This is a genomic window from Streptomyces rapamycinicus NRRL 5491 (genome assembly GCF_024298965.1).
In the GTDB taxonomy this organism is placed as follows: domain Bacteria; phylum Actinomycetota; class Actinomycetes; order Streptomycetales; family Streptomycetaceae; genus Streptomyces; species Streptomyces rapamycinicus.
The window spans coordinates 1,215,980-1,237,420 of sequence record NZ_CP085193.1; the positions used below are offsets into that span (position 1 = coordinate 1,215,980).

A 21,441-nucleotide genomic window follows, 5' to 3' on the forward strand; every position below is an offset into this window, starting at 1 on the left:
CGATGGGCGTACGTACATGGATCCAGGATTGGCCTGTCTACCGCCAGCTGACCGGAAGCGACCCGCTCGGCCGCGGCGCCGCCACCACCTCGGCCGCCACCCGTGAGCTGCGCCCCCGCACCGTCACGGCCGACAAGGTGGTCAAGTCGGTGTGCCCCTACTGCGCGGTGGGGTGCGCCCAGAACGTCTATGTGAAGGACGACCGGGTGGTGCAGATCGAGGGCGACCCCGACTCACCGGTCAGCCGCGGCCGGCTGTGCCCCAAGGGCTCGGCGTCCCTCCAGCTGACCACCGGCGAGTCCCGGCGCCACGAGGTGCTCTACCGCCGCCCGTACGGCACCGATTGGGAGCGGCTGGACCTGGACACCGCGATGGACATGGTCGTCGAGCGGGTGATCCGTACCCGTCGCGAGGGCTGGCAGTGGGAACGGGACGGGGCCGGCGTCAACCGCACCATGGGGATCGCCAGCCTCGGCGGCGCCACTCTGGACAACGAGGAGAACTACCTCATCAAGAAGTTGCTGACCGGGCTCGGGGTGATCCAGGTGGAGAACCAGGCCCGGGTCTGCCACTCCTCGACCGTGGCCGGGCTCGGCACCTCCTTCGGCCGCGGTGGCGCCACCACCTTTCTGCAGGATCTGCAGAACGCGGACTGCATCGTGATCGAGGGCTCCAACTTCGCCGAGGCCCATCCCGTGGGCTTCCAGTGGGTGATGGAGGCCAAGGCGCGCGGCGCGAAGGTCATCCATGTCGATCCGCGCTTCAGCCGCACCAGCGCGCTGGCCGATCTGTACGTACCGATCCGGGCCGGCACCGACATCGCCTTCCTCGGCGGCATCATCAACCACGTCCTCACCGGCGGCCACGACTTCCGCGACTACGTCCTGGAGTACACCAACGCGGCCAGCATCGTCGGCGAGGAGTTCGAGGACACCGAGGACCTGGCCGGGATCTTCTCCGGTCTCGACCCGGAGACCGGCCACTACGACATCTCCACCTGGGCGTACGAGGGCGCCGAGGTCCAGGCCCCGCAGGGCGCGCCCGACGAGCTGTACGAGGACCGCACCCGGCGTGGCGCGTCCCTGTCGACCGCCGCCTTCTCCGAATCCCACGGCTCCGGCGGCGCGCCCACCTCCGCCGATGTCCCCACCGACCGGACCCTGCGACATCCGCGCTGCGTCTATCAGGTCCTCAAGCGCCACTTCTCCCGCTACACACCCGAGATGGTCGAGGAGACCTGCGGAATCCCCCAGGACACCTTCCTGGAGGTGTGCCGCGCGCTGGTGGAGAACTCCGGCCCGGACCGCACCTCGGAGTTCGTGTACGCCGTCGGCTGGACCCAGCACACCGTGGGCGCCCAGTACATCCGCACCGCCAGCATCCTCCAGTTGCTGCTCGGCAACATCGGCCGTCCCGGCGGCGGCATCCAGGCGCTGCGCGGCCACGCCAGCATCCAGGGCTCCAGCGACATCCCCACCCTGTTCAACGTGCTCCCCGGCTACATCCCGATGCCGCACGCCCACGCCCACGAGGATCTGGACACCTTCGTCGAGGCCGTGAAGACCGAGAAGGGCTTCTGGGGCGAGATGCGCTCCTACGTCGTCAGCCTGCTCAAGGCGTACTTCGGCGACGCCGCACACGCCGACAACGACTACTGCTTCGGCCATCTGCCCCGGCTGACCGGCTCCCACAGCACCTACCACACCGTGAAGGAGATGCTGGACGGAGTCTGCAAGGGCTACTTCCTGATGGGCGAGAACCCCGCCGTGGGCTCGGCCAACACCAAGATGCAGCGCCTGGCCATGGCCAACCTGGACTGGCTCGTCGTCCGGGACTTCTCCCTCATCGAGTCCGCCACCTGGTGGAAGGACGGCCCGGAGATCGAGACCGGCGAGCTGCGCACCGAGGACATCGCCACCGAGGTGTTCTTCTTCCCCGCCGCCGCCCACACCGAGAAGTCCGGCTCCTTCACCAACACCAACCGGATGCTGCAGTGGCATTTCGCCGCCAAGGAGCCGGACGGCGAGGCGCGCAGCGATCTGTGGTTCATGTACCACCTGGGGCGGCGGATCAAGGAGCGGCTGAAGGAGTCCACCGACCCGATGGACCGGGCCGTCCAGGATCTGGCCTGGTCCTACCCCACCGAGGGTCCGCTGGACGAGCCCAGCGCCGAGGCGGTCCTGGCCGAGATCAACGGCCATGACGCGCACGGCGAGCCGCTCAGCGCGTACACCCAGCTGAAGGACGACGGCTCCACCTCCTGCGGCTGCTGGATCTACTGCGGGGTGTACGCCGACGGCGTCAACCAGGCCGCCCGCCGCAAACCGCACACCGAACAGGACTGGATCGCCGCCGAATGGGCCTGGGCCTGGCCCGCCAACCGCCGCATCCTCTACAACCGCGCCTCGGCCGACCCCCACGGCAAGCCGTGGAGCGAGCGCAAGGCCCTGGTGTGGTGGGACGAGGAGCGGGAGCGGTGGACCGGCCATGACATCCCGGACTTCATCCCCGACCGGGCGCCGTCCTACCGGCCGCCCCAGGACGCCCGGGGCCCGGACGCGCTCAGCGGAGTGGATCCGTTCATCATGCAGGCCGACGGCAAGGGGTGGCTGTACGCCCCGGCCGGGCTGGTGGACGGCCCGATGCCGACGCACTACGAGCCGCAGGACTCGCCAGTGCGCAATCCCGTCCACCCGGAGCAGCAGCGCAACCCGGTCCGCGAGGTGATCTCCGATGAGCACAACGCCTTCCACCCCAGCGGGGGCGAACCGGGCAGCGAGGTGTTCCCGTACATGATCACCACCTATCGGCTCACCGAGCACTTCACGGCGGGCGGGATGAGCCGCTGGACGCCGTATCTGGCCGAGCTGCAGCCGGAGTTCTTCTGCGAGGTCTCCCCCGAGCTGGCCGGTGAGCGGCGTCTGGAGCACACCGGCTGGGCGACGCTGATCAGCGCGCGGGGAGTGATCGAGGCCCGGGTGATGGTCACCGAGCGGATGTCCCCGATCAGGGCCGGGGGCCGCACGGTGCATCAGATCGGGCTGCCGTACCACTGGGGTCCCAATGGCTACACCCGCGGGGACGCCGCCAATGAACTGTCCGCCATCGCCCTCGACCCGAATGTCCACATCCAGGAGGTGAAGGCGCTGAGCGCCGACATCCGTCCCGGCCGCCGCCCCCGCGGCCCGGAGCTGACGGCCCTGCTCGAAGAGTACCGGCGGCGCGCCGGCATCACGGTGCGGACCGGAACGGAGGTGCGGGGATGACCGACACCTCGAACACCTCGAACCGCTCATCGCTGATCGGCCGCAATCTGCTCGCCGGAGCCGAACCGGACGTCGCCGGGGACGCCGGGCACGAGGACCATCCGCCCCGCGTCGGCTTCTTCACCGACACCTCGGTGTGCATCGGCTGCAAGGCGTGCGAGGTGGCGTGCAAGGAGTGGAACGCCGTCCCGGAGGACGGGCTGGACTTCACCGGCATGTCCTTCGACAACACCCAGGGCCTCTCCGCCTCCACCTGGCGCCATGTGGCCTTCATCGAGCAGAACAAGCCGCTGGGCCGGGCCGAGACGGGCGTCGACCACAGCGGTGTCGATGTGCTGGCCCTCGCGGCGCGGGGCTCCGGGACCCCGGTCGAGGAGGCGGCGATCACCCCCACCTCCCCGGCGTCCCCGTCCGACGGCGGGCAGCACGGGCTGCGGTGGCTGATGTCCTCGGACGTGTGCAAGCACTGCACCCACGCCGCGTGCCTGGACGTGTGTCCGACCGGTGCGCTGTTCCGCACCGAGTTCGGGACCGTGGTGGTCCAGGACGACGTCTGCAACGGCTGCGGCTACTGCGTGCCCGCCTGCCCGTACGGGGTCATCGACGTACGGCCCGAGGACGGCGGGGCCCACAAGTGCACCCTGTGCTACGACCGGCTGGGCGCCGGCCAGGAGCCCGCGTGCGCCAAGGCGTGCCCCACCGACTCCATCCAGTTCGGCCCCCTGGACGAGCTGCGCGAGCGCGCCGCCGCCCGGGTCGAGGAGCTGCACCGGGTGGGGGTCGAGGACGCGCGGCTGTACGGACACGACCCGGAGGACGGTGTCGGCGGCGACGGCGCCTTCTTCCTGCTGCTGGACGAGCCGGAGGTGTACGGGCTGCCGCCGGACCCGGTCGTCACCACCCGCGATCTGCCCTCGATGTGGCGGCACGCGGGTGCCGCGGCCCTGACCCTGCTCGGCGGCGTGGCCGCCGTGTTCGCGGCCCAGGCCGGCGCGAGCGGGCGCCGTACCGGAAGGAGGCGCTGATGAGCGAGTCGGACGTCACCCGTGACGGCATCCGGGGTGCCCGGCCGGGCCGGGACGCGCAGGTCGGCAAGGGGACGGGGGACGGCAGGCGGCGTGGCCGCAAGGGCGGGAAGGGCCGCAGGGGCGAGCCGTCGATGGTCCCCCGGCCGGAGTTCACCTCCTACTACGGGCGGCCGGTGCTCAACCCGCCCACCTGGCGCCCCCTGGACATCGCGGGCTACTTCTTCCTCGGCGGGCTCGCGGGCGCCGGGTCGGTGCTCGCGGCGGGCGCCGAGCTGACCGGCCGTCCGGCCATGGCCCGCGCGCTCAAGGTGTCCTCGATCGCCGCCCTGAGCGGCTCCACCGCCGCCCTGATCCACGACCTCGGGCGCCCCGGGCGGTTCGCCAATATGCTGCGGGTCTTCAAGCCCACCTCGCCGATGAGCGTCGGCTCATGGCTGCTGGCGGCCTACGGCCCGATGGCCGGGGCGGCCGCCGCCTCGGACCTGGCCGGGCGGCTGCCGCGCACCGGCCGGGCGGCCACGGTGGGGGCGGCGCTGCTGGGCCCGGCGGTGGCCTCGTACACGGCGGTGCTGGCCGCCGACACCGCCGTCCCCGCATGGCACGACGGCTATCGCGAACTGCCGTATCTCTTCGCCGGCTCGGCCGCCATGGCGGCGGGCGGTATGGCCCTGTTGGCCTCGCCGGTCGCCGAGAACGCCCCCGCGCGGGGCGTGGCGCTGCTCGGCACGGCGGTGGAGACCGCCGCCGTCAAGGCCATGGAACGGCGGCTCGGAGTGGTCGCCGAGACCTACCGCGAGGGCCGGGCGGGCAAGTTGATGCGCGCCGCCGAGGCGCTGTCGGTGGCGGGCGCGCTCGGCGGCGCCCTCCTCGGCCGCCGCGGCCGCGCCGCCGCGGCCCTCAGCGGCGCCGCCCTGCTGGCGGCCTCCGCGTGCACGCGTTTCGGGGTGTTCCACGCCGGGATGCGGTCGGCGGAGGACCCGAAGTACACGGTCCTGCCCCAGCGGGAGCGGCTCGACGCGCGGCGGGAGCGGCCGGAGGACGACTGAGCCCGCCGCGCCGTACGGCCCGTCCCTCGCCGTCGCCGTACGACCGCACCCGCCGTCGCCCTACGGCCGCCACCGGCCGTGGTCGTACCGCGCTGCCCGAAAGGGCAGTCCCCACTGCCCTCTCCCGGCGGGCCCGGGCCTGGACGGGGCGGCGTCCGCCCCGCGACGCTGGCTGGAGGCGGACATCCGGTGTGGGGAGGCAGTCCCCGGGGAGCGGCAGATGCGCGCACATGAGCATGACCACGGACATGAGCACGATGAGTCCCTCGCCTCGTCGAAGCGGACGGACCCTCATGAGCGGGCGGAGTTTCCGCATCTGCTGAGGGCCGCCGCCACCGGCCGTACGGAGGTGCTCGGCCCGTCCGGGATGAACACCCTGCAGCGCGCGGTCGGCAACTCGGCCGTCGGCGCGGCGCTCCAGCGGGACGCCGAACAGGGCGAGGAGGGCGAGCGACGGTCGAGCGTCCATGACGTCGTCTCGTCCGGCGGCGGGGAGCCCCTGGACACCGACACCCGCGGCGACATGGAGTCCCGGCTCGGCGCCGATTTCGGGAACGTACGGGTGCACACCGGCTCCGCCGCGCACGAGTCGGCGAAGGAGGTCGGGGCCCACGCCTACACGGTCGGCAACGACGTGGTCTTCCAGCGGGACAGCTACGACCCGTCCTCGCATCAGGGCCGCACCACGCTCGCCCATGAGCTGACCCACGTCATCCAGCAGCGCGGCGGCCCGGTCGACGGTACGGAGGCCCCGGGCGGAATCCGGGTGAGCGATCCGTCCGACCGCTTCGAGCAGGAGGCGTCGGCCAACGCCGAACGGGTGATGGCGGAGCCGTCCCCCGCCCCGGCTCCGGCGACCGGCCCCGAGTCCGCCGCGCCGTCCACCGCGGCCCCGGTGCAGCGCCAGGAGGCGGACGAGGACGAGGAGCCGGCGGACGTCCAGGGGGCCTTCGTCCAGCGGGCCGCCGAGGGCGGGGCGGAGGAAGAGGAGGAGGCTCCGCCCGAGGGGTAGCCCGGCCCGGTCAGTCGTCGGCCTTCGCCGCCGAGATCTTGCCGCCCAGGAACAGCGACTCCGAGCACCTGGACGGTGCCGGTGCCTTCACCGGCCGCCCCACCTCGCGGCAGCTCACCGAGATCGTGACCTTGCCCTTGGCCGCCACCTGGATGGGGGTCACGAAGTGGTAGTCGGAGTCGCGGAAGTTCTCCAGCGCCAGATTGAGCAGTTGTCCGTCCTCGCTGGAGATGACCAGCGTCCCCGCGTCGCCCTGCGGATTCTGCACCACGATGTCGGTGAGCTCGAGGCTCTTCCCCTCGGGAACCGTGTACGCGGTGCGCTCGGCGGCCCCGCCGCCCACCGCGTCACGCACCTGCACCCGCGCGCTGGTCGGGGCCGCGGGCCCGCCCGGCTCACCCGGTCCGGCGCTCGAACCGTCCGACGGGCCACGGGACTTGTCGCCGCCGGGGCCGGTCGATCCCCCGTCCTGACCCCCGTCCTGACCGCCGCCGCCCGACGCCCCCTGACGGCCGTCCTGCTTCCCGTCCTGACCGCCGCCGCTCTCCTTGTCCCCTTGCTTCACGGCGGATTCGACCGCCTGCGGGGTGATCGCCTCCCGGGCGGCCGACCGTACGGTGGGGCGCAGCAGCGCGTACCAGAAGCCGACCAGGAGCGCGGCCACCAGGACGGCGGCGGCGAGGGCCCGGGGCAGCCAGCGGGGCAGGATGGCCTGCTGCTCGTAGGAGCCGTCCAGGACCACCGGCTCGTACGGGTCCTGGCCATCGCCCATCCGCGGTGTCACCACCGCCTGGAACGGATGGGTGATCGGGGTGCCGCGCCACAGCCGCTGGGCGGGGCGCACCGTGAGCGCGGCGAACTTGGCCTCGCCGGGCGGTACGGTCAGCTCGGCAGGCTGGAAGGCCGTCTTGGCCCGTTCGGTGGCCCCGCGTGCGCCGAGCCCCACCGTGAGGGGTGTGTTGCCGCGATTGTCCACCGCCACCTTGTGACGGCCGCGCCAGGCGCTGTTGGAGCCGCGGGGCACCAGTTCCGAGGTGACCTCGGTGAAGGGCAGCACCGTCACACCGCGTTCGAGGACGGTGGTCTCGCTGTGTTCGCTGGTCGGCACCACCCGCAGCCCGAGCGGTATCTCCCCGGGAGCCGTCGCGGGGCCGCGGGGCGGACGCAGCCTCAAGGTGGCGGTGCCCGTCGCCCCCGGGTAGAGCGAGAGGGTCTCCGGTTCCACGGTGGTCCAGGCGGCACAGGGCCCGACCACCTCGAATCGGCACTCCTCCACGGTGGTTCCCGAATTGAGCACCTGTACGGGGAGTTCGGCCTCGCCGCCGGGCTCGACGACGACGGAGGACTCGTCCAGGCTCGCCGAAACACTCATGCCGCGCACCGTATTCTCCGGTCCACGGCGTCGGCAGCGGCCGCGCAGTCACACTTTCGGGCAATTACGGTGCCCGGTGAGCCACGCGCAATTCCCTTGGGGAACTAGGGGGTTTACTGTGGTTTCCCGTTACAGGGAGGCGAGCGTGAATGAAATGTGTGGATGACATGGACACGACATGCGCACTTCATCAGGCCCCTCCCTCAGTCGCCCGAGGGGAGAGAGCGACGTGCACCAGAAGACGGGAGATCGCGTTACGGTGGCACTGCGCGCCGGGGACCCGGTGTCACAGGCCGGAGTGGCCAGCCAACTGCGCACCCGGCCCGAGGTCAAGGTCATCGACTGGGACGAACCAGACGCGCCACAGGTGGTGGTCGTCGTCCTGGACGTCCTCGACGACGGCGCTCTACGCGTGTTGCGCCAGGTTCAGCGGACCAGCGCCGCGCGGGGGGTGCTGGTCACCACCCATATCGACGAACAGCAACTGGTCAACGCCGCCGAGTGCGGTTTCGTGGGAGTCGTCCGCCGTGCCGAGGCCACGCCGGAGCGGCTGGTCCAAGTGATCGGCGCGGTGGCGAAGGGCGAGGGCCGGGTCCCACCGGATCTGCTGGGCAGCCTGCTCGAGCAGGTGGGCCGGCTCCAAGGTCAAGTACTGGCGCCGAACGGGCTCAATTTCACCGGTCTGGCCGCCCGGGAGATCGAAGTGCTGCGGCTGGTCGCCGAGGGCTATGACACCGCGGATATCGCGATGAAACTCTCCTACTCCGAACGCACCATCAAAAACGTTCTGCACGCGGTCATGACGCGGCTGAATCTCCGTAACCGCTCCCATGCCGTGGCATACGCGCTCCGACAGGGATTGATTTGAGCATTGCCTCAAGGGGCAGCCGGCCCTTCCCCAAGGGCTGGCTCGCACCCCGGTGCGCCGCTCCCCGATGAACCGCGATCGTGGAGCCCGGCGCGCCGATATCGAGTGGGGTGTTCTGTGCGTTCTGTGCGTTCTGCGCGGCGTTCTGCGCGGGGGTTCCAGTCCTTCCGACCGCTGGCCGGTGCACCTGGTGAGGCGCGTGCTCGCGCCTTCCGCGTGGGCACGCTGACCGCCGTTCTGCTTCTGGTGATCAGCGCCGTACCGGGCGCGGCCGCGGGCAAGCGCGCGGCGGCCCAGGATCCGGCGGTCACCCCGGCCGTGGTGGACGAGCCGCTCGACCCGGGTGACGCGCTGACCGTGGACAAGAAGGTGCGCACCCCCGTGGTCCCGCCCCGACCGGACGTGGTGCTGCTGGTCGACGGCACCGGCAGCATGCAGCCCACCATCGACAACGTCCAGGCCAACCTGGAGCAGATCACCACCAGGGTGCGCGAACAGCAGCCCGACTCCCGCTTCGCCGTCGCCACCTACGGCGATCAACAGGTGGACGGCGAAAGGGTGTTCACGACTCTCCAGCCGCTGACGGACGACCTCGACGCCGTACGGAGGGGCGTCGATCAGCTCACCGACGACCGCGGCTCGTACAGCCCCGGGCCCGCCGAGGACTGGATCAACGCTCTGTGGCAGATCTCCAACGGGGCGAGCGGAACCTTCCGTGAGAGCGCGAGCCCCGTCGTCGTCCTCGTCGGCGACGCCTCCAGCCACGACCCCAGCAAGGGACATTCGCTCACCGATGGCATCAACGCGCTCAAGGACGGGGGTGTCCGCGTTCTCGCCGTGGACGTGGCGACCGAACTCGGCGACGGCCTGAACGGCAACGGCGACAACGGCAACGGCCCGGGCCAGAACCAGGAGCCGACACACGATCCCGATCAGGCCACCGAGGTCGTCCGGGCCACGGGCGGCAGGCTCTTCCGGAACATCGACGCCGACGAGGTGGCCGCCACGGTGGCGGAGGGGCTGACCAATCTGCCGACCACCGTCAGCTATCAGACCTTCGGCTGCGACGCCGCCCTCTCCGTCACCCTGGATCCCGCCACCCGGCAGGTGACCAGCGGGGAAGTGGCCACGTTCACCGAAACCATCACGGTGGCGGACGACGCGCCGGAGGGGGCCACGGTCCACTGCGCTGTGCAGTTCCTGCTCGACGGCAAGCCGCCGAGCGGGCGAATGCCGGACGATGTGGTACCCGCCCGGGAGCTCCACGGTCGGACCGGGAGCCCCGGCTCCGGCACGGACTCCGGAACGGGCTCCGACACGGGCTCCGGCACGGGTTCCGACGGCACCGACGGATCCATCGCCGGGGCCGTCGGGGGTGCCGTGGGCGGCACCGACGGCGGCGGGAACGGCGGACTCATCGGCGGCGCGGTCGGTGGGGTGTCGAGCGGATCCGACGGCTGCGGCGGCGGCTCGATCGCGGGCCTCGCGGTGGGCGGTGCCGGAGGCTCGGACAGCGGAGGCGACGGCGGCGTGATCGCCGGAGTGCTGGGCGGAGTCATCGGAGGCTCCGGCGACGGCGACGGCTGCGGCGGAGAAGCGAACGGCGGTTCCGGTACCGAAGGCAACGGCTCGGACGGCGGTTCCGTGGCCGGTGCCATCGGCGGGGTGGTCGGCGGAGCCGACGGCGGCCAGAACGCCGGTGCCATCGGCGGGCTGCTCGGCGGAGCCACGAGCGGGAGCGGCGGCGAGAACGGGGGCGACCAGAACGGCGGACAGGTCGGCGGCCAGCAGAACGGCGGGGACCAGAACGGCGGGAATCAAAACGGAGGACAGCAGAACGGCGGCCAGAACGGCGGCCCCGGCGGTGAAGACGGTGGCGGAGACGGTGGCGACGACCCCGCCCCCGAGGACTACCAGCAGCGCATCAGCATCACCGTCAACGATGTGACCGCCCCCGTCGTCACCGTGGACGACCGCACCATCGAGGCCACCGACGACAACGGCACCGAGGTCGACTTCACCGCCACGGCCCGGGACGCGGTCGACGGCGAACTGCCCGTCAGCTGCGCCCCGGCCCCCGGATCGCGCTTCCCCGTCGGCCGGACCCGGGTCAGCTGCACCGCCACCGACTCCTCCGGCAACACCGGTACCGATACGGCGACCTTCACCGTGCTCCCGGCCCCCGTACCGGACGAGGCGGATCTCGCCGTCACCACGACCGTCGGCCCCACACCCGCCTACACCGGGCTGAGGACCGGGGCGCGACTCACCCTCACCAACTCCGGCCCCAAGACGGCCAGGAACGTCGTGGTCACCACCGGCTGGCCCCGCACCGAGGACGCGGGCGACCGCGACCTCTCCAAGGTGTCGCGGTGCACCCGTGCCGCCCCGTGCACCATCGCGCCGGGCGGACGGATCACGGTGGCCCAGTCGGCCGTCTACCGCACGGCGATCAGCGGTGAGCTGAAGGTCTCCGTCAGCGGTTCGCCCCGCGATCCCCATCGTGCCGACAACACGGACACGGCCCGCGTCCGTGTCCTTCAGCCCAAGCTCACCGTCACCCCCAAGGTCGCCCGCTCCGGCGATGTGACGGTCGCCCGCGGCGAGGACTTCCCGCCCGGCGCCACGGTCGCACTCAGGTGGCAGCCGGGCGTCACCGCGACCCGGTCGACCGTACGGGTGGGTCGTGGCGGCACCTTCGAGGCCCAGGTTCTGGTGTTGCGCAAGGACCGGCTCGGCCCCCGCGAGCTCCGCGCCACGGTGCGGGGACTGGAGCGGCTGGAGAAGCCCGTGCTCGTCGTACGGCGCAATCTGCAACCGCCCGACTTCGCCGGCCGGGGGTGAGACTCCGTGATCCACGAGGTCGACGAGGCGCTGCGCGCCATGTTCCGGAGCGACGCCCTGACGGGCGGCCAGGTGGCCGTGGTCTTCGACGCCCCCACCCGTGACTGGGCCGCCAAGGTCAACGCCCCCACCGTCAATCTCTATCTGTACGACATCCGCGAGGACATGCGGCGCCGGGAACGCGGTCTGCTCAATGAGTACGACGAGCAGGGCACCATCGTGGCCCGGCGCCGCCCGCCCCGCTACTTCAAGCTCTCGTACCTCATCACCGCGTGGACCAAGCGTCCCGAGGACGAGCACCGGCTGTTGTCCTCGCTGCTGTCCTGTCTGCTGCGGTACGAGGCCCTGCCCGCCGAACGGCTCTCCGGCACGCTCGCCGAACTCGGCGTGTCCGTACCCATGACGGTCGCGCTCCCACCCCCCGAGGACCGGTCGTTCGCCGATGTGTGGAGCGCGCTCGGGGGCGAACTCAAGCCCTCGCTCGACCTGGTGGTGAGCGTGCCGGTCACCGAATCGCCGGTCTATCCGGCGGGTCCGCAGGTGGGCGAGGAGGGGGTGCGCCTGGGCTTCTCCGACTCCTCAACGGAGGTCCCCGGGCCCCCGGCGCCCACCCAGCCGATGCCGGGTGGCGCCAACCTGCCGCTGTACGGCACCCGACGCACCGGCATCGCCTCCCGCGTGGCGGAAGAGCGGGCCGAATGACGAGCACGACGGACACGGAAACCGAAGTACCGGACCCGAGCCTGCGCCATCTCGTCGACCGCGCCATCCTCGTCGAACAGCGGGTACGGCGCGCCGTCCAGGCCCGTCAGCTCACCGACCCCAACCCCGACGACGCCTTCCGCGGTCTCTACCTCAGCGACGAGACCATCCACCGGCTTCTCGACTCCGGGCGCTCCCTCGACGCCACCGCCCCCGACGAGGCCGATGCCACCCTCCTGGCCGAGGCCGAGGCGCGCGCCGACGCCGCGGCCCGGGTGGGTCACCCGACCCGGCTGCGCTCCCTCATCCATGACTTCGGCCTCTCCGCGCTCGATGTGGAGATCCTGCTGATCGCTCTCGTCCCTGATCTGGACGATCGTTTCGAGCAGTTCTACGGCTACCTCAACGACGATGTCACCCGCCGCCGGCCGTCCATCGGGCTCGCCCTCGGCCTCTGCGGGCTCTCCGCCGCCGACGCGGCCGCCCGGTCCAGGCTGTCCCCGCAAGCCCCGCTCCGCGCGGGTGGTCTGCTGCTGGTCGAGGAGCCGGACCGCCCGTTCCTGGCCCGCGCGCTCCGGGTCCCCGACCGGGTCACGGCGCATCTCCTCGGCGATGACACACCCGATCCACGCATCGTCGATGTGCTCGCCCCGTGGCAGGACGTGTCCGGCGTCGGCGATCCGGTCCCGCTCGCCCGTGCCCTCGCCGCCGAGGAGCCCCTGGCGTACCTCCGGGAGGACCAGGGCGGCGCGGGCACGGCGCTCGGGGCCCGCGCCCTCGCCCGGTCGGGCCACGCCGTCCTCGGTCTCGACCTCGAACGCCTCACGCGGGACCCCCATCCGGCCGAGGCGGTACGGATCCTCGCCCGCGAGGCCCGGCTCACCTCCTCCGGTCTGGTGTGCGGTCCGATCGACACCCTCGTGCGGGAGCGGCCCGAGGTCATCCGGCTGGTGACCGACGTCCCGCTCCCCGTCGTCCTGGTCGGCCGCGTCCCCTGGGACGCCGCGTGGTCCTCCCGTCCGCCGTTGCTGCTGCACGCCCCGCGCGTGGAACCGACGGCACGGGCGGCACTCTGGTCGGACGCCTACGGCGCCCCGGTCCCCGCTGACCTGGACCTCACCCGCCTCCTCGCCCCGTTCCTCCTCACCCCGGACCAGATCACCCGGGCCGCCCGGGGCGCCGCCCAGAGCGCCGCGCTGGACGGCGGCACCCTGCGTCCGGGCCACATCCGCGCCGGGGCACGGGCTCAGAACGCGGCGGGGCTCGACCGGCTCGCCCGCCGGATCGAACCGGCCGTGGGCTGGTCCGACCTCGTACTTCCTCCGGGCCCCCGCGCCCAGCTCCGTGAACTCACCGCCCGCGCCCGCCACCGGGACCGGGTCCTGGGCGAATGGGGCATGCGGCCGGGCGGCGGCCGGGGGCGCGGCGTCACCGCCCTCTTCGCGGGGGACTCCGGCACGGGCAAGACGATGTCGGCCGAGGTGATCGCCGCCGACCTGGGCCTGGACCTCTACACGGTCGATCTGGCCACCGTCATCGACAAGTACGTGGGCGAGACCGAGAAGAACCTGGAGCGCATCTTCACGGAGGCCGCCGGTATCAACGGCGTTCTGCTCTTCGACGAGGCGGACGCCATCTTCGGCAAACGCTCGGAGGTCAAGGACGCGCATGACCGCTATGCGAACGTAGAGAGCGCGTATCTCCTCCAGCGCATGGAGACGTTCGACGGCCTGGCCATCCTCGCCACCAACCTCCGCGCCAACCTGGACGACGCCTTCACCCGCCGACTCGATCTCGTCGTAGATTTCCCCCTGCCCGACGCCGACCACCGCCGTCTGCTGTGGGACCGCTCCCTGGGCACCGCCCTCCCCCGCTCCACCGATCTGGACCTGGACTTCTGCGCCGAGTCCTTCGAGCTGGCCGGCGGCAACATCCGGTCGGTGGCCGTCACCGCCGCCTATCTCGCGGCCGAATCCGGCGGTCCGGTGACGATGCCCGGCCTCATCCACGCCCTGCAGCGGGAGTACCAGAAGCTGGGCCGACTGACCCTGGCCTCGGAGTTCGGCCCGTACATGTCGCTGCTGGCGGACTGACGGGCCGACGAGGGCTATCGCTCAGCCGAAGCCGACGGTGAGGTCGACGGCTTGGCAGACGACTTGGCCGAGGGCGAAGCGGGGGCGGTCCCCCCGCCGGGGTTCGGACCGTAGGCGTCCAGGAAACGGTCGCGGAAGGAGCTCATCTTCCACACCGGGGCCTTCGCGCCCGGCATCAGACCGTCGTCCCAGTTCCAGTGGGAGATCCGGTCCAGTACCGCCTTGTCGTGCGCGACGATCGCCACCGGCACGTCCCGGCTGGCGTTGTCGCCGCTGACCCGGGCGAGCGGCTGGTGGTCGCCGAGGAAGACCAGCACCGTGTTCTTGTTGCCGTACTTCAGCACGTAGTCGATGAGGCTGTTGACCGAGTACTGGATGGACCTTCCGTACTCGGTCTTCACCTTCGTGGAATCGGTGAACACGTCCGCGGGCTTCTTGCCCGCCTTCTGAATCGCCTTGTAGACCGAGCCATTGCCGACCTGGCTCCAGGGGATCGTCTTGGGGATCGGCGCCCAGGGCTGGTGGCTGGAGGTCAGGATGATCTGCGACATCAGCGGCTTGTCGTGCTTCTTGCCGTGCTCCAGGCGCTCGAACGCCTTCAGGGCATACTGGTCGGGCATGGTCGACCAGCTGAACCTCGGTCCCTTGTAGCCGAGTTCGCGGGAGTCGTAGACGTGGTCGAGGCCGTAGAACTTGCCCTCCGGCCACGCCTTCTGCACCCCCGGCATGATGCCGACGGTCCGCCAGGCACCGGTGCGCTGGAAGGCGCGGGTGATGGACATGTGGTCGCCCGCGGTGACGGTGCGGTAGCGGTTCTGGTTGTCGATCCACAGGCCGGTGAGGAAGGTGGAGTGGCCCAGCCAGCTGCTGCCGCCGTACGTGGCCGAGGTGAGCCAGCCGCTCTTGGCCGCGAACCCGGCCTTGCCCAGCCGCTTGGTGGCGTTCTTGAGCGTCTTGTCGACTCCGGGAGCGATCGCCGGGTCCTCGATGGCCGAGCGGCCGTAGCTCTCGATGAAGGTGAAGATCATGTCCTTGCCGCGCAGCCCGGTCAGCAGCTGATCGCCGGGTGTGTCGCCGTAGGTGTCCACGGCGGCCACCTTGGCGAACTCCCGCTCATCCCTGAGGGTCTTGCGCACCCGCTCCGCCCGGTCCTGGACCAGAGCGGTGGTACTCCTGGACGCGAACGGCACCCCGGCCACCTGCACCCCGAGCGCCGCGCACATCACCCAGACGGTGCCGAGCACCAGAGTGGTACGGGTGGCCACGGCGGTGTTCCGCGCCATGACATTGCTGACCCGCAGGACGGCGAGCGCCATCAGGACGAGCAGTGCGACGGCGAGGACCACGACCCCGATCACGGCAATGGTGGCGGCCGTCCCGCCGACCGAGTCCTTGAGGTACGACTCGGCGTCGTCCAGCAGTATCCAGTCGAGCACCACGTTGAACCCACGGCCGAGGAACTCGTTGAAGCCGATGTCCAGGAGGTTCAGGATGGTCAGCGCCCCGAGAGCCGCCCCGGCGAGCACCGCCACCACCCGCCGCGCCATCGTCGGCAGCATGAGCAGCAGCGTGGCGCCGAAGATCCCCTCCACCGGGATGCGCATGAAGGCACTGGGTTCGACGAGGGCGAGTTTGGTCGGCAGGAGGAGGGCGATGAACACGAGGGCGAGCGACAGCCCCGTGACCGTCCACGCCACCGTCCGTGCCGCGACGGGGTACTTGACCCGCCAGCCCTTGCGGGCGGGGGCGGTGCCGACCAGCGGGCCGGTCACGGTGGTCTCCTCCGGGTCGACCTCCTCCGCCTCCTCCGCATCGCCGGGCGGCTCGGGGGGCTTGTCGTATCCGGCGGAGGCGTCCGTGTCCGCGACCGGGTCCTGGACGGTGTCCGTGTCGTGGACGGTGTCCGTGTCCTGGGCTTCCGCAGCGGTGTCCGCGTCCGCGACGGCATCCGCGTCCGCGACGGCATCCGCGTCCGCGGCGGCATCCGCCGTCCGGGCGGAGGCCGTACCCCGCTCTCCGGCGTCATCCCGCCCCTGGGCGGGGACATCCGGCGTGCGCTCAGGTGGGTCCTCCGGTGGCGGGCCCTCCGTGAGGCCCTCCCCCGTGGTTCCCTTGTCCGTTTCCGACCGCTGACGAGAGCTCGATTGGCGCGACAACCCGAAGGTCCTTCCCTGCGAAGCCCGGTGGTGGCACGGCGGACCCGGCTCGGGTGGCTGGGCCCGTCGTTATCCGTACGGCGTGCCAGGGGTCCGTGTTCAATCACCTGGCACTTTTCCCGGCGCCTTCCGCCCCTCGCGAGCGCGCCCACCCCACGATACGCTGAATCCTTCACATGGATGTGAAGGATGCGAGGGTGGGAGGACGGGGCACATGCGCATCGGAGAGCTGTCGGAGCGCACCGGCACACCACGTCGGCTGCTGCGCTACTACGAGGAGCAGGGGCTGCTCCTGCCCGACCGCTGCGCGAACGGCTACCGCGCGTACGACGAGCGGCTCGTCGACCGGGTGCTGCAGATCAGGGGCCTGCTGGACGCCGGGCTCCCCACCCGCATCATCAAGCAGATCCTGCCGTGCCTCGACAAGCCCCGGCTCATCCACTTCTCCGATGCCACAGCGGAGATGGTCGCCACGCTGGAGAACGAGCGGGACCGCATGACTCAGCGCATCGACTGCCTGACCCGCAACCGGGACGCGATCTCCCAGTATCTTGACGCCGTGCTCGGCAACCACACCACCAGCTGACTCACCCGGGGAGCCCGCGATGACCGTCCGCCGTGTCGTACCCAACGTCCGGTCCGAAGCGATGCGCGAGAACCGGGAGTTCTACGGTCTCCTGGGCTTCGAGGAGGTGATGAACCAGGGCTGGATCATGACGCTCGCCTCCGCCGCCAACCCCACGGCCCAGATCAGCGTGCTGACCCATGACGAGACCGGACCGGTGGTCCCCGATGTGAGCGTCGAGGTGGACGACGTGGACGCGGCCTACGCGGCGATGTGCGACAGCGGTGCCGAGATCGTCCACTCCCTGCGGGACGAGGAGTGGGGTGTCCGCCGCTTCTTCGTCCGCGACCCCAACGGCCGCGTGATCAATGTGCTGAGCCACCGCCGATAACCCGGGGTGTGCCGTACGCACACCGCGCTAGCGTTACTCCTCATGACGACGCCACCGCGCATCCGCCCGCACCGGTCCGCCGATGAGCGCACCCAGCTGCTGGGCTGGCTCGATATGCAGCGCGCCATCATCGCGTGGAAATGCGAGGGCCTGTCCGAGGCGGACGCCCACCGCTCCCTCCTCCCGACCTCGCCCCTGATGACCCTGGCCGGGGTCGTCTCCCATATGCGCTGGGTGGAGCAGCTGTGGTTCGAGATCGTCCTGCTCGGCCGCCCGGCACGGGGCCCCCAGTTCAACGAAGACTTCGAGGACGCCGGTATGAGGGTCGAGGGCATCCCGCTCGCCCGGCTCCTCAAGGACTACGCCCAGCAGTGCCAGGAGTCCAACGAGATCATCGCGGCCCACGCCCTGGACGACACCGGCCGCCACCCGGCCTTCGACGCCACCTCCACCAGCCTGCGGTGGATCCTCTTCCACATGATCGAGGAAACCGCCCGCCACGCAGGCCATATGGACACCATCCGGGAACTCATCGACGGCGAGAAGGGCTACTACTGACGCCTCGCTACGGTGGCCGGGTGACATACATCGAGATCAACGGCTCGCCCGCCACCGCGGACACCCTGCGGCTGCCGGCGCTCACCAGCTATGGGCACTTCACGGCGATGCAGATCAGGGACGCGCGGGTCCGCGGCCTCGATCTCCACCTGGAGCGGCTGCGCTCCGCGACCCGGGAACTGTTCGACGGCGACCTCGACGACGAGCGCGTACGGGCGGACATCCGGCACGCCCTGGACGCCGCCGACGTCCGCGACGCCTCGCTCCGGGTGTATGTCTACTGGCCCGAGGGCGACGAGCGGGCCACCTTGATGGTCACGGTGCGTCCCCCGCAGACGATGCCGACAGGGCCGAAGTCCGTGATGCCGGTCCCGTTTGTCCGCGAGCTCCCCCACATCAAGCACTTGGGCGGCTTCGGCCAGAACCATTACCTCACCGCCGCACACCGCGCCGGCCACGACGAGGCCCTCCTGACCGACCCCCAGGGCGTGGTGGCCGAGGGCGCGATCACCAATATCGCCTTCTGGGACGGCACATCCGTGATCTGGCCGGACGCCCCCTCCCTGCTGGGCATCACCATGGCCCTCCTCGAACCCCGCCTCCCCTCGGCCCGCCGTCCCGTAGCCCTCGCCGACCTCCCCTCCTACCGCTCGGCGTTCCTCACCAACTCGCAGGGGTTCGCACCGGTGCGGCGGATCGACAAGGTCGAGTACACGGTGGACGAAGAGCTGATGGGGCGGGTGAGCGCGGCGTACGAGGCGGTGGAGTGGGACGCGATCTGAACCCCGATCGGGCCAGCAGTTCTCCGGTGCGGCAAGTCCGTGCCGTTCGGCCTCGACGGCGTGGCCGGGAGGTTCTGAACCTATGTCGGCTCGGGTCGTTCCGGGTTCGGGACGAAGGCGGGTAGCGCGGCGAGGCTGTGGCGCACGGCCTCGCCGCCGTACTCGAACATCTGCCGCTCGTAGTCGCCGACCGCGCCGAGGAGGTCTTGGCGGCGCTCGACGGCCTCGATCAGGCAGCGGCGCAGCAGGTCGGCATCGCGCAGGGCGGTGTTCGCGCCGTTGCCGCCGGTCGGGGAGGTGGCGTGGATGGCGTCTCCGAGCAGCGTGACCGGACCGGGCGCCCAGCGCTCGCGGGGCTCGACCACCCGGATGGACAGCAGGGTGCTGTTGTCCGGGTCGGCCTGCTCGATGAGCGCCCGCAGGTCCGGATGCCAGCCCTCAATCCTGGACAGCACGGCCTCCTGCGCGGTCGGGGCGCCGAGGGAGCCGTTCGGTGGCAGGAGCATGGCCCAGCGCACGTAGTCGCGGATATCGGGGAGGGTCACCTCGGGTGCCAGTTCCTCGGCCGCCTGCTTCGGCGGGGTACGGAAACGCATCGCTCCGAGCATCAGGCTCACCCCGTCCCCGGCGATCTTCGAGCCGAAGGCCGGCGCCAGCGCGGCAAAGCGCTCGGTCAGCGGCGTGCGGCCGATGACGAACCGGGCGCCGGTGTCGGTCGCGGTGGTCTGCGGCGAGAGCACCGCGCGGACGGCGGAGCCGACCCCGTCCGCCCCCACGAGCAGGTCGGCGGTGGCCGGGTCGCCGTGCGCGAACCGGGCTTCGACCTTGCCGTCGTCCAGCACGTCGTAGCCGGTCAGGGCGGCCCCGGTGCGCACGGTGAGTCCGGTCAGCAGCAGGTGCCGCAGCACATGCCGGTCGATCACGATCCCGGTCCTGCCGGGGCCGAGCTCGCCGATCCGGTTCAGCCGCGGGTCCAGGATCAGCCGCTCGGCATGGGCGTCACCGACGATCGCGTCCAGCAGCGGGTGCCAGCGCGGCGGCAGACAGCCGCGCAGCGCCTCGAACCCCACCGGGCTCAGCATGAGCCGGTAGCCCTGGAACCGCGCGGTGATCGCCGGGTCCCGCTCGTACACGTCGGCCTCGATCCCGGCACCGCGCAGACCCTGCGCCAAGCACAGACCTCCGAGACCGGCTCCGACCACGGAAACTCGCATCACACACCCTCCTGAACAGACTCTCCGAACGCTGCTCAGGTACCTGAGCAGGGCATACGCGGACCACGCAGAGACGAACTTAGTTCGACGGAACGATCTAAGATCTACTCGCAGAACTTAGATCGTGTCAAGCTATAGTGACCGGTATGCCCTCCGATCCCCGGCAACGCCGAGCAGCTCGTCACGCCCAGCCCGCTGGAGAGCCCGCGGCGGCGTCTCCACGCAAGAAGCCCATCACTGTCGACCGGATCACCGACGCCGCCTTGCAGGTCGTGGCCGGCGAGGGCTACGACGCGCTGACCATCCGTCGAGTCGCCGCGGTGCTCGGCACCGGGCCGTCGTCGCTCTACGCGCACATCGTCAGCAAAGAGGACATCGACGATCTGCTCGTCGGCCGGCTCTGCTCCGAGGTCGTACTGCCCGAACCGGACCCGGCCACGTGGCGCAAGCAGATCCTCGACGTGTACGCGCAGATCCGCGACCAGTACCTGAAATATCCCGGAGTCTCCCGTGCCGCGCTGGGCGTAGTCCCCACCAACCTCTCCACGCTGCGGGTCAGGGAAGGGCTTTTGGCGATCCTGCTCGCCGGCGGAATCAAACCGCAGAGCGCCGCCTGGGCGCTCGATGCCCTGTCCCTCTACGTCAGCGCCTACGCCTTGGAACAGTCGCTGGTCCAGCAACGACGCAAACATCCGGACCAGGAATGGGTCCTTGGCCGCGAGGAACTGATCCGCCGGTTCACCGCGCTACCGGCCGACACGTTTCCGCAGACCCGACGCTATGCCGCTGAGCTGACCTCCGGCACCGGACACGACCGGTTCGAGTTCATCCTCGGCCTGATCATGGACAACCTCACCCAGCCCCGCGATGCCTGGCAACGGGAAGTCCGCCACGGAGGCCACCAAAACAGCTGAGCGAGCAGAACACTACATTCTGAGATCGCAGTAGGCGGCAAAATCCATGTACCGACCCGAAGCTGTGAATCGATAACCACCGCCATAGTCCGGTGGCGCCTCAGTCAGCGAAGCTGCACCCGTTTCGAGAATTGTTACGTAACGCCCGAACAGATCGGTTACGGTGTCCTCCAGGACAGCGAAATCGATCTCATTAAAGTTGAATATTATCTGACCCATCCGACCGGCTGGACCAGGGATGTAGTCAATCCATAGATAGGCGCCGCCGTCCTCATATTCTGCTATGGGGATTCGCCCAGGATGAAATGGTATGACCCGCACCTTCTCATCCGAGGTGAGTTCATCGAAGAACTCATCGTCCTGGAATTGAAGATGATTCCGCCAAAGCGAGAGAACACCTTCGGCGGCCAGAAATCTCAATTGATCCGGCGGAAACCGCAACTCACAATCATCGGGCTGCCCATTCGCACACCCGAGCAGCGCCTTGTAGTCATCCGGCAGGTCCACTCGAAGCGCCTGCTCCACCTGCTCGACTTCACCTTCCGTGCAGCCAGTATCGAATACAGATATATCTCCTGCTTGCGCTCCAATGCAGAGATTCAAACGTCGCAGCAGCGAGACCACGTCTGC

Annotated in this window: 17 protein-coding genes; 13 read left to right on the top strand and 4 right to left on the bottom strand. The window is 70.6% G+C overall.

Annotated elements, in window-relative coordinates; genetic code table 11:
• Window positions 1-2: 2 nt before the first annotated feature.
• The 4 genes from fdh to LIV37_RS05270 all read left to right on the top strand — a co-directional run bounded on the left by fdh (window position 3) and on the right by LIV37_RS05270 (window position 6,352).
• Window positions 3-3,266, top strand: coding sequence for a formate dehydrogenase (gene fdh / locus LIV37_RS05255; RefSeq protein WP_020866059.1), 3,264 nt, complete (start codon window positions 3-5; stop codon window positions 3,264-3,266).
• The gene (locus LIV37_RS05260) at window positions 3,263-4,291 is read left to right on the top strand and encodes a 4Fe-4S dicluster domain-containing protein (RefSeq protein WP_020866060.1); all 1,029 of its coding nucleotides are present in this window, start codon (window positions 3,263-3,265) and stop codon (window positions 4,289-4,291) included. Before fdh ends, LIV37_RS05260 begins: the two co-directional genes overlap by 4 nt.
• Window positions 4,291-5,340: an NrfD/PsrC family molybdoenzyme membrane anchor subunit gene (gene nrfD, locus LIV37_RS05265; protein ID WP_020866061.1), complete on the top strand. Its 1,050-nt coding sequence runs from the start codon at window positions 4,291-4,293 to the stop codon at window positions 5,338-5,340. Before LIV37_RS05260 ends, nrfD begins: the two co-directional genes overlap by 1 nt.
• Before the next feature lie 220 nt (window positions 5,341-5,560).
• Entirely contained in the window at window positions 5,561-6,352 is a 792-nt protein-coding gene (locus tag LIV37_RS05270) for an eCIS core domain-containing protein (protein WP_020866062.1), read from the top strand.
• Window positions 6,353-6,362: 10 nt separating this feature from the next.
• Here the strand turns inward: LIV37_RS05270 and LIV37_RS05275 are convergent, their stop codons facing one another.
• Complete coding sequence (locus LIV37_RS05275) at window positions 6,363-7,724, bottom strand: COG1470 family protein (RefSeq protein WP_185057947.1); 1,362 nt, start codon at window positions 7,722-7,724, stop codon at window positions 6,363-6,365.
• A gap of 298 nt (window positions 7,725-8,022) precedes the next feature.
• Here LIV37_RS05275 and LIV37_RS05280 point away from each other — a divergent pair, with 298 nt between their 5' ends.
• From LIV37_RS05280 to LIV37_RS05300, 4 genes are all read left to right on the top strand, one after another.
• On the top strand, window positions 8,023-8,592 hold the full coding sequence (locus LIV37_RS05280) for a helix-turn-helix transcriptional regulator (protein ID WP_202979676.1): 570 nt from the start codon (window positions 8,023-8,025) through the stop codon (window positions 8,590-8,592).
• A 216-nt stretch (window positions 8,593-8,808) separates the two neighbouring features.
• A complete protein-coding gene (locus LIV37_RS51685) occupies window positions 8,809-11,436 on the top strand; it encodes a VWA domain-containing protein (RefSeq protein ID WP_274596690.1) in 2,628 nt (875 codons plus the stop codon).
• A 6-nt stretch (window positions 11,437-11,442) separates the two neighbouring features.
• Entirely contained in the window at window positions 11,443-12,138 is a 696-nt protein-coding gene (locus LIV37_RS05295) for a Pvc16 family protein (protein ID WP_020866065.1), read from the top strand.
• Window positions 12,135-14,231 carry an ATP-binding protein gene (locus tag LIV37_RS05300; RefSeq protein WP_020866066.1) on the top strand — a complete coding sequence of 699 codons (2,097 nt, stop codon included), beginning with the start codon at window positions 12,135-12,137 and terminating at the stop codon, window positions 14,229-14,231. Before LIV37_RS05295 ends, LIV37_RS05300 begins: the two co-directional genes overlap by 4 nt.
• 14 nt (window positions 14,232-14,245) lie before the next feature.
• Here LIV37_RS05300 and LIV37_RS05305 read toward each other — a convergent pair whose 3' ends face one another.
• Window positions 14,246-16,387 (bottom strand): sulfatase-like hydrolase/transferase, encoded by a 2,142-nt coding sequence (locus LIV37_RS05305; RefSeq protein ID WP_020866067.1) that lies wholly within the window; start codon window positions 16,385-16,387, stop codon window positions 14,246-14,248.
• A gap of 214 nt (window positions 16,388-16,601) precedes the next feature.
• On the opposite strand from LIV37_RS05305, the gene LIV37_RS05310 reads away from it, so the two are divergent.
• The 4 genes from LIV37_RS05310 to LIV37_RS05325 are packed head-to-tail and all read left to right on the top strand — an operon-like array spanning window position 16,602 to window position 18,683.
• A complete protein-coding gene (locus LIV37_RS05310) occupies window positions 16,602-16,973 on the top strand; it encodes a MerR family transcriptional regulator (RefSeq protein ID WP_020866068.1) in 372 nt (123 codons plus the stop codon).
• Between the two features lie 19 nt (window positions 16,974-16,992).
• Complete coding sequence (locus LIV37_RS05315; RefSeq protein ID WP_020866069.1) at window positions 16,993-17,343, top strand: VOC family protein; 351 nt, start codon at window positions 16,993-16,995, stop codon at window positions 17,341-17,343.
• Between the two features lie 42 nt (window positions 17,344-17,385).
• Window positions 17,386-17,901 carry a DinB family protein gene (locus LIV37_RS05320; RefSeq protein ID WP_020866070.1) on the top strand — a complete coding sequence of 172 codons (516 nt, stop codon included), beginning with the start codon at window positions 17,386-17,388 and terminating at the stop codon, window positions 17,899-17,901.
• 20 nt (window positions 17,902-17,921) lie between these two features.
• Window positions 17,922-18,683, top strand: a complete 762-nt coding sequence (locus LIV37_RS05325) for an aminotransferase class IV family protein (protein WP_020866071.1) — start codon at window positions 17,922-17,924, stop codon at window positions 18,681-18,683.
• A gap of 80 nt (window positions 18,684-18,763) precedes the next feature.
• On the opposite strand, the gene LIV37_RS05330 is transcribed toward LIV37_RS05325, so the two are convergent.
• The gene (locus LIV37_RS05330) at window positions 18,764-19,897 is read right to left on the bottom strand and encodes an FAD-dependent oxidoreductase (protein ID WP_121825797.1); all 1,134 of its coding nucleotides are present in this window, start codon (window positions 19,895-19,897) and stop codon (window positions 18,764-18,766) included.
• 146 nt (window positions 19,898-20,043) lie between these two features.
• Here LIV37_RS05330 and LIV37_RS05335 point away from each other — a divergent pair, with 146 nt between their 5' ends.
• A complete protein-coding gene (locus LIV37_RS05335; RefSeq protein WP_121825796.1) occupies window positions 20,044-20,811 on the top strand; it encodes a TetR/AcrR family transcriptional regulator in 768 nt (255 codons plus the stop codon).
• A 12-nt stretch (window positions 20,812-20,823) separates the two neighbouring features.
• Here LIV37_RS05335 and LIV37_RS05340 read toward each other — a convergent pair whose 3' ends face one another.
• Window positions 20,824-21,435 carry an SMI1/KNR4 family protein gene (locus tag LIV37_RS05340; RefSeq protein WP_158634940.1) on the bottom strand — a complete coding sequence of 204 codons (612 nt, stop codon included), beginning with the start codon at window positions 21,433-21,435 and terminating at the stop codon, window positions 20,824-20,826.
• Between the last annotated feature and the right edge of the window lie 6 nt (window positions 21,436-21,441).

Excerpts from the sequence above, each read along its gene's own strand:
- fdh (WP_020866059.1), top strand. The coding sequence starts at position 3 with ATGGGCGTACGTACATGGATCCAGGATTGGCCTGTCTACCGCCAGCTG.
- LIV37_RS05260 (WP_020866060.1), top strand. The coding sequence starts at position 3,263 with ATGACCGACACCTCGAACACCTCGAACCGCTCATCGCTGATCGGCCGC.
- nrfD (WP_020866061.1), top strand. The coding sequence starts at position 4,291 with ATGAGCGAGTCGGACGTCACCCGTGACGGCATCCGGGGTGCCCGGCCG.
- LIV37_RS05270 (WP_020866062.1), top strand. The coding sequence starts at position 5,561 with ATGCGCGCACATGAGCATGACCACGGACATGAGCACGATGAGTCCCTC.
- LIV37_RS05275 (WP_185057947.1), bottom strand. The coding sequence starts at position 7,724 with ATGAGTGTTTCGGCGAGCCTGGACGAGTCCTCCGTCGTCGTCGAGCCC.
- LIV37_RS05300 (WP_020866066.1), top strand. The coding sequence starts at position 12,135 with ATGACGAGCACGACGGACACGGAAACCGAAGTACCGGACCCGAGCCTG.
- LIV37_RS05310 (WP_020866068.1), top strand. The coding sequence starts at position 16,602 with ATGCGCATCGGAGAGCTGTCGGAGCGCACCGGCACACCACGTCGGCTG.
- LIV37_RS05315 (WP_020866069.1), top strand. The coding sequence starts at position 16,993 with ATGACCGTCCGCCGTGTCGTACCCAACGTCCGGTCCGAAGCGATGCGC.
- LIV37_RS05320 (WP_020866070.1), top strand. The coding sequence starts at position 17,386 with ATGACGACGCCACCGCGCATCCGCCCGCACCGGTCCGCCGATGAGCGC.
- LIV37_RS05330 (WP_121825797.1), bottom strand. The coding sequence starts at position 19,897 with ATGCGAGTTTCCGTGGTCGGAGCCGGTCTCGGAGGTCTGTGCTTGGCG.
- LIV37_RS05335 (WP_121825796.1), top strand. The coding sequence starts at position 20,044 with ATGCCCTCCGATCCCCGGCAACGCCGAGCAGCTCGTCACGCCCAGCCC.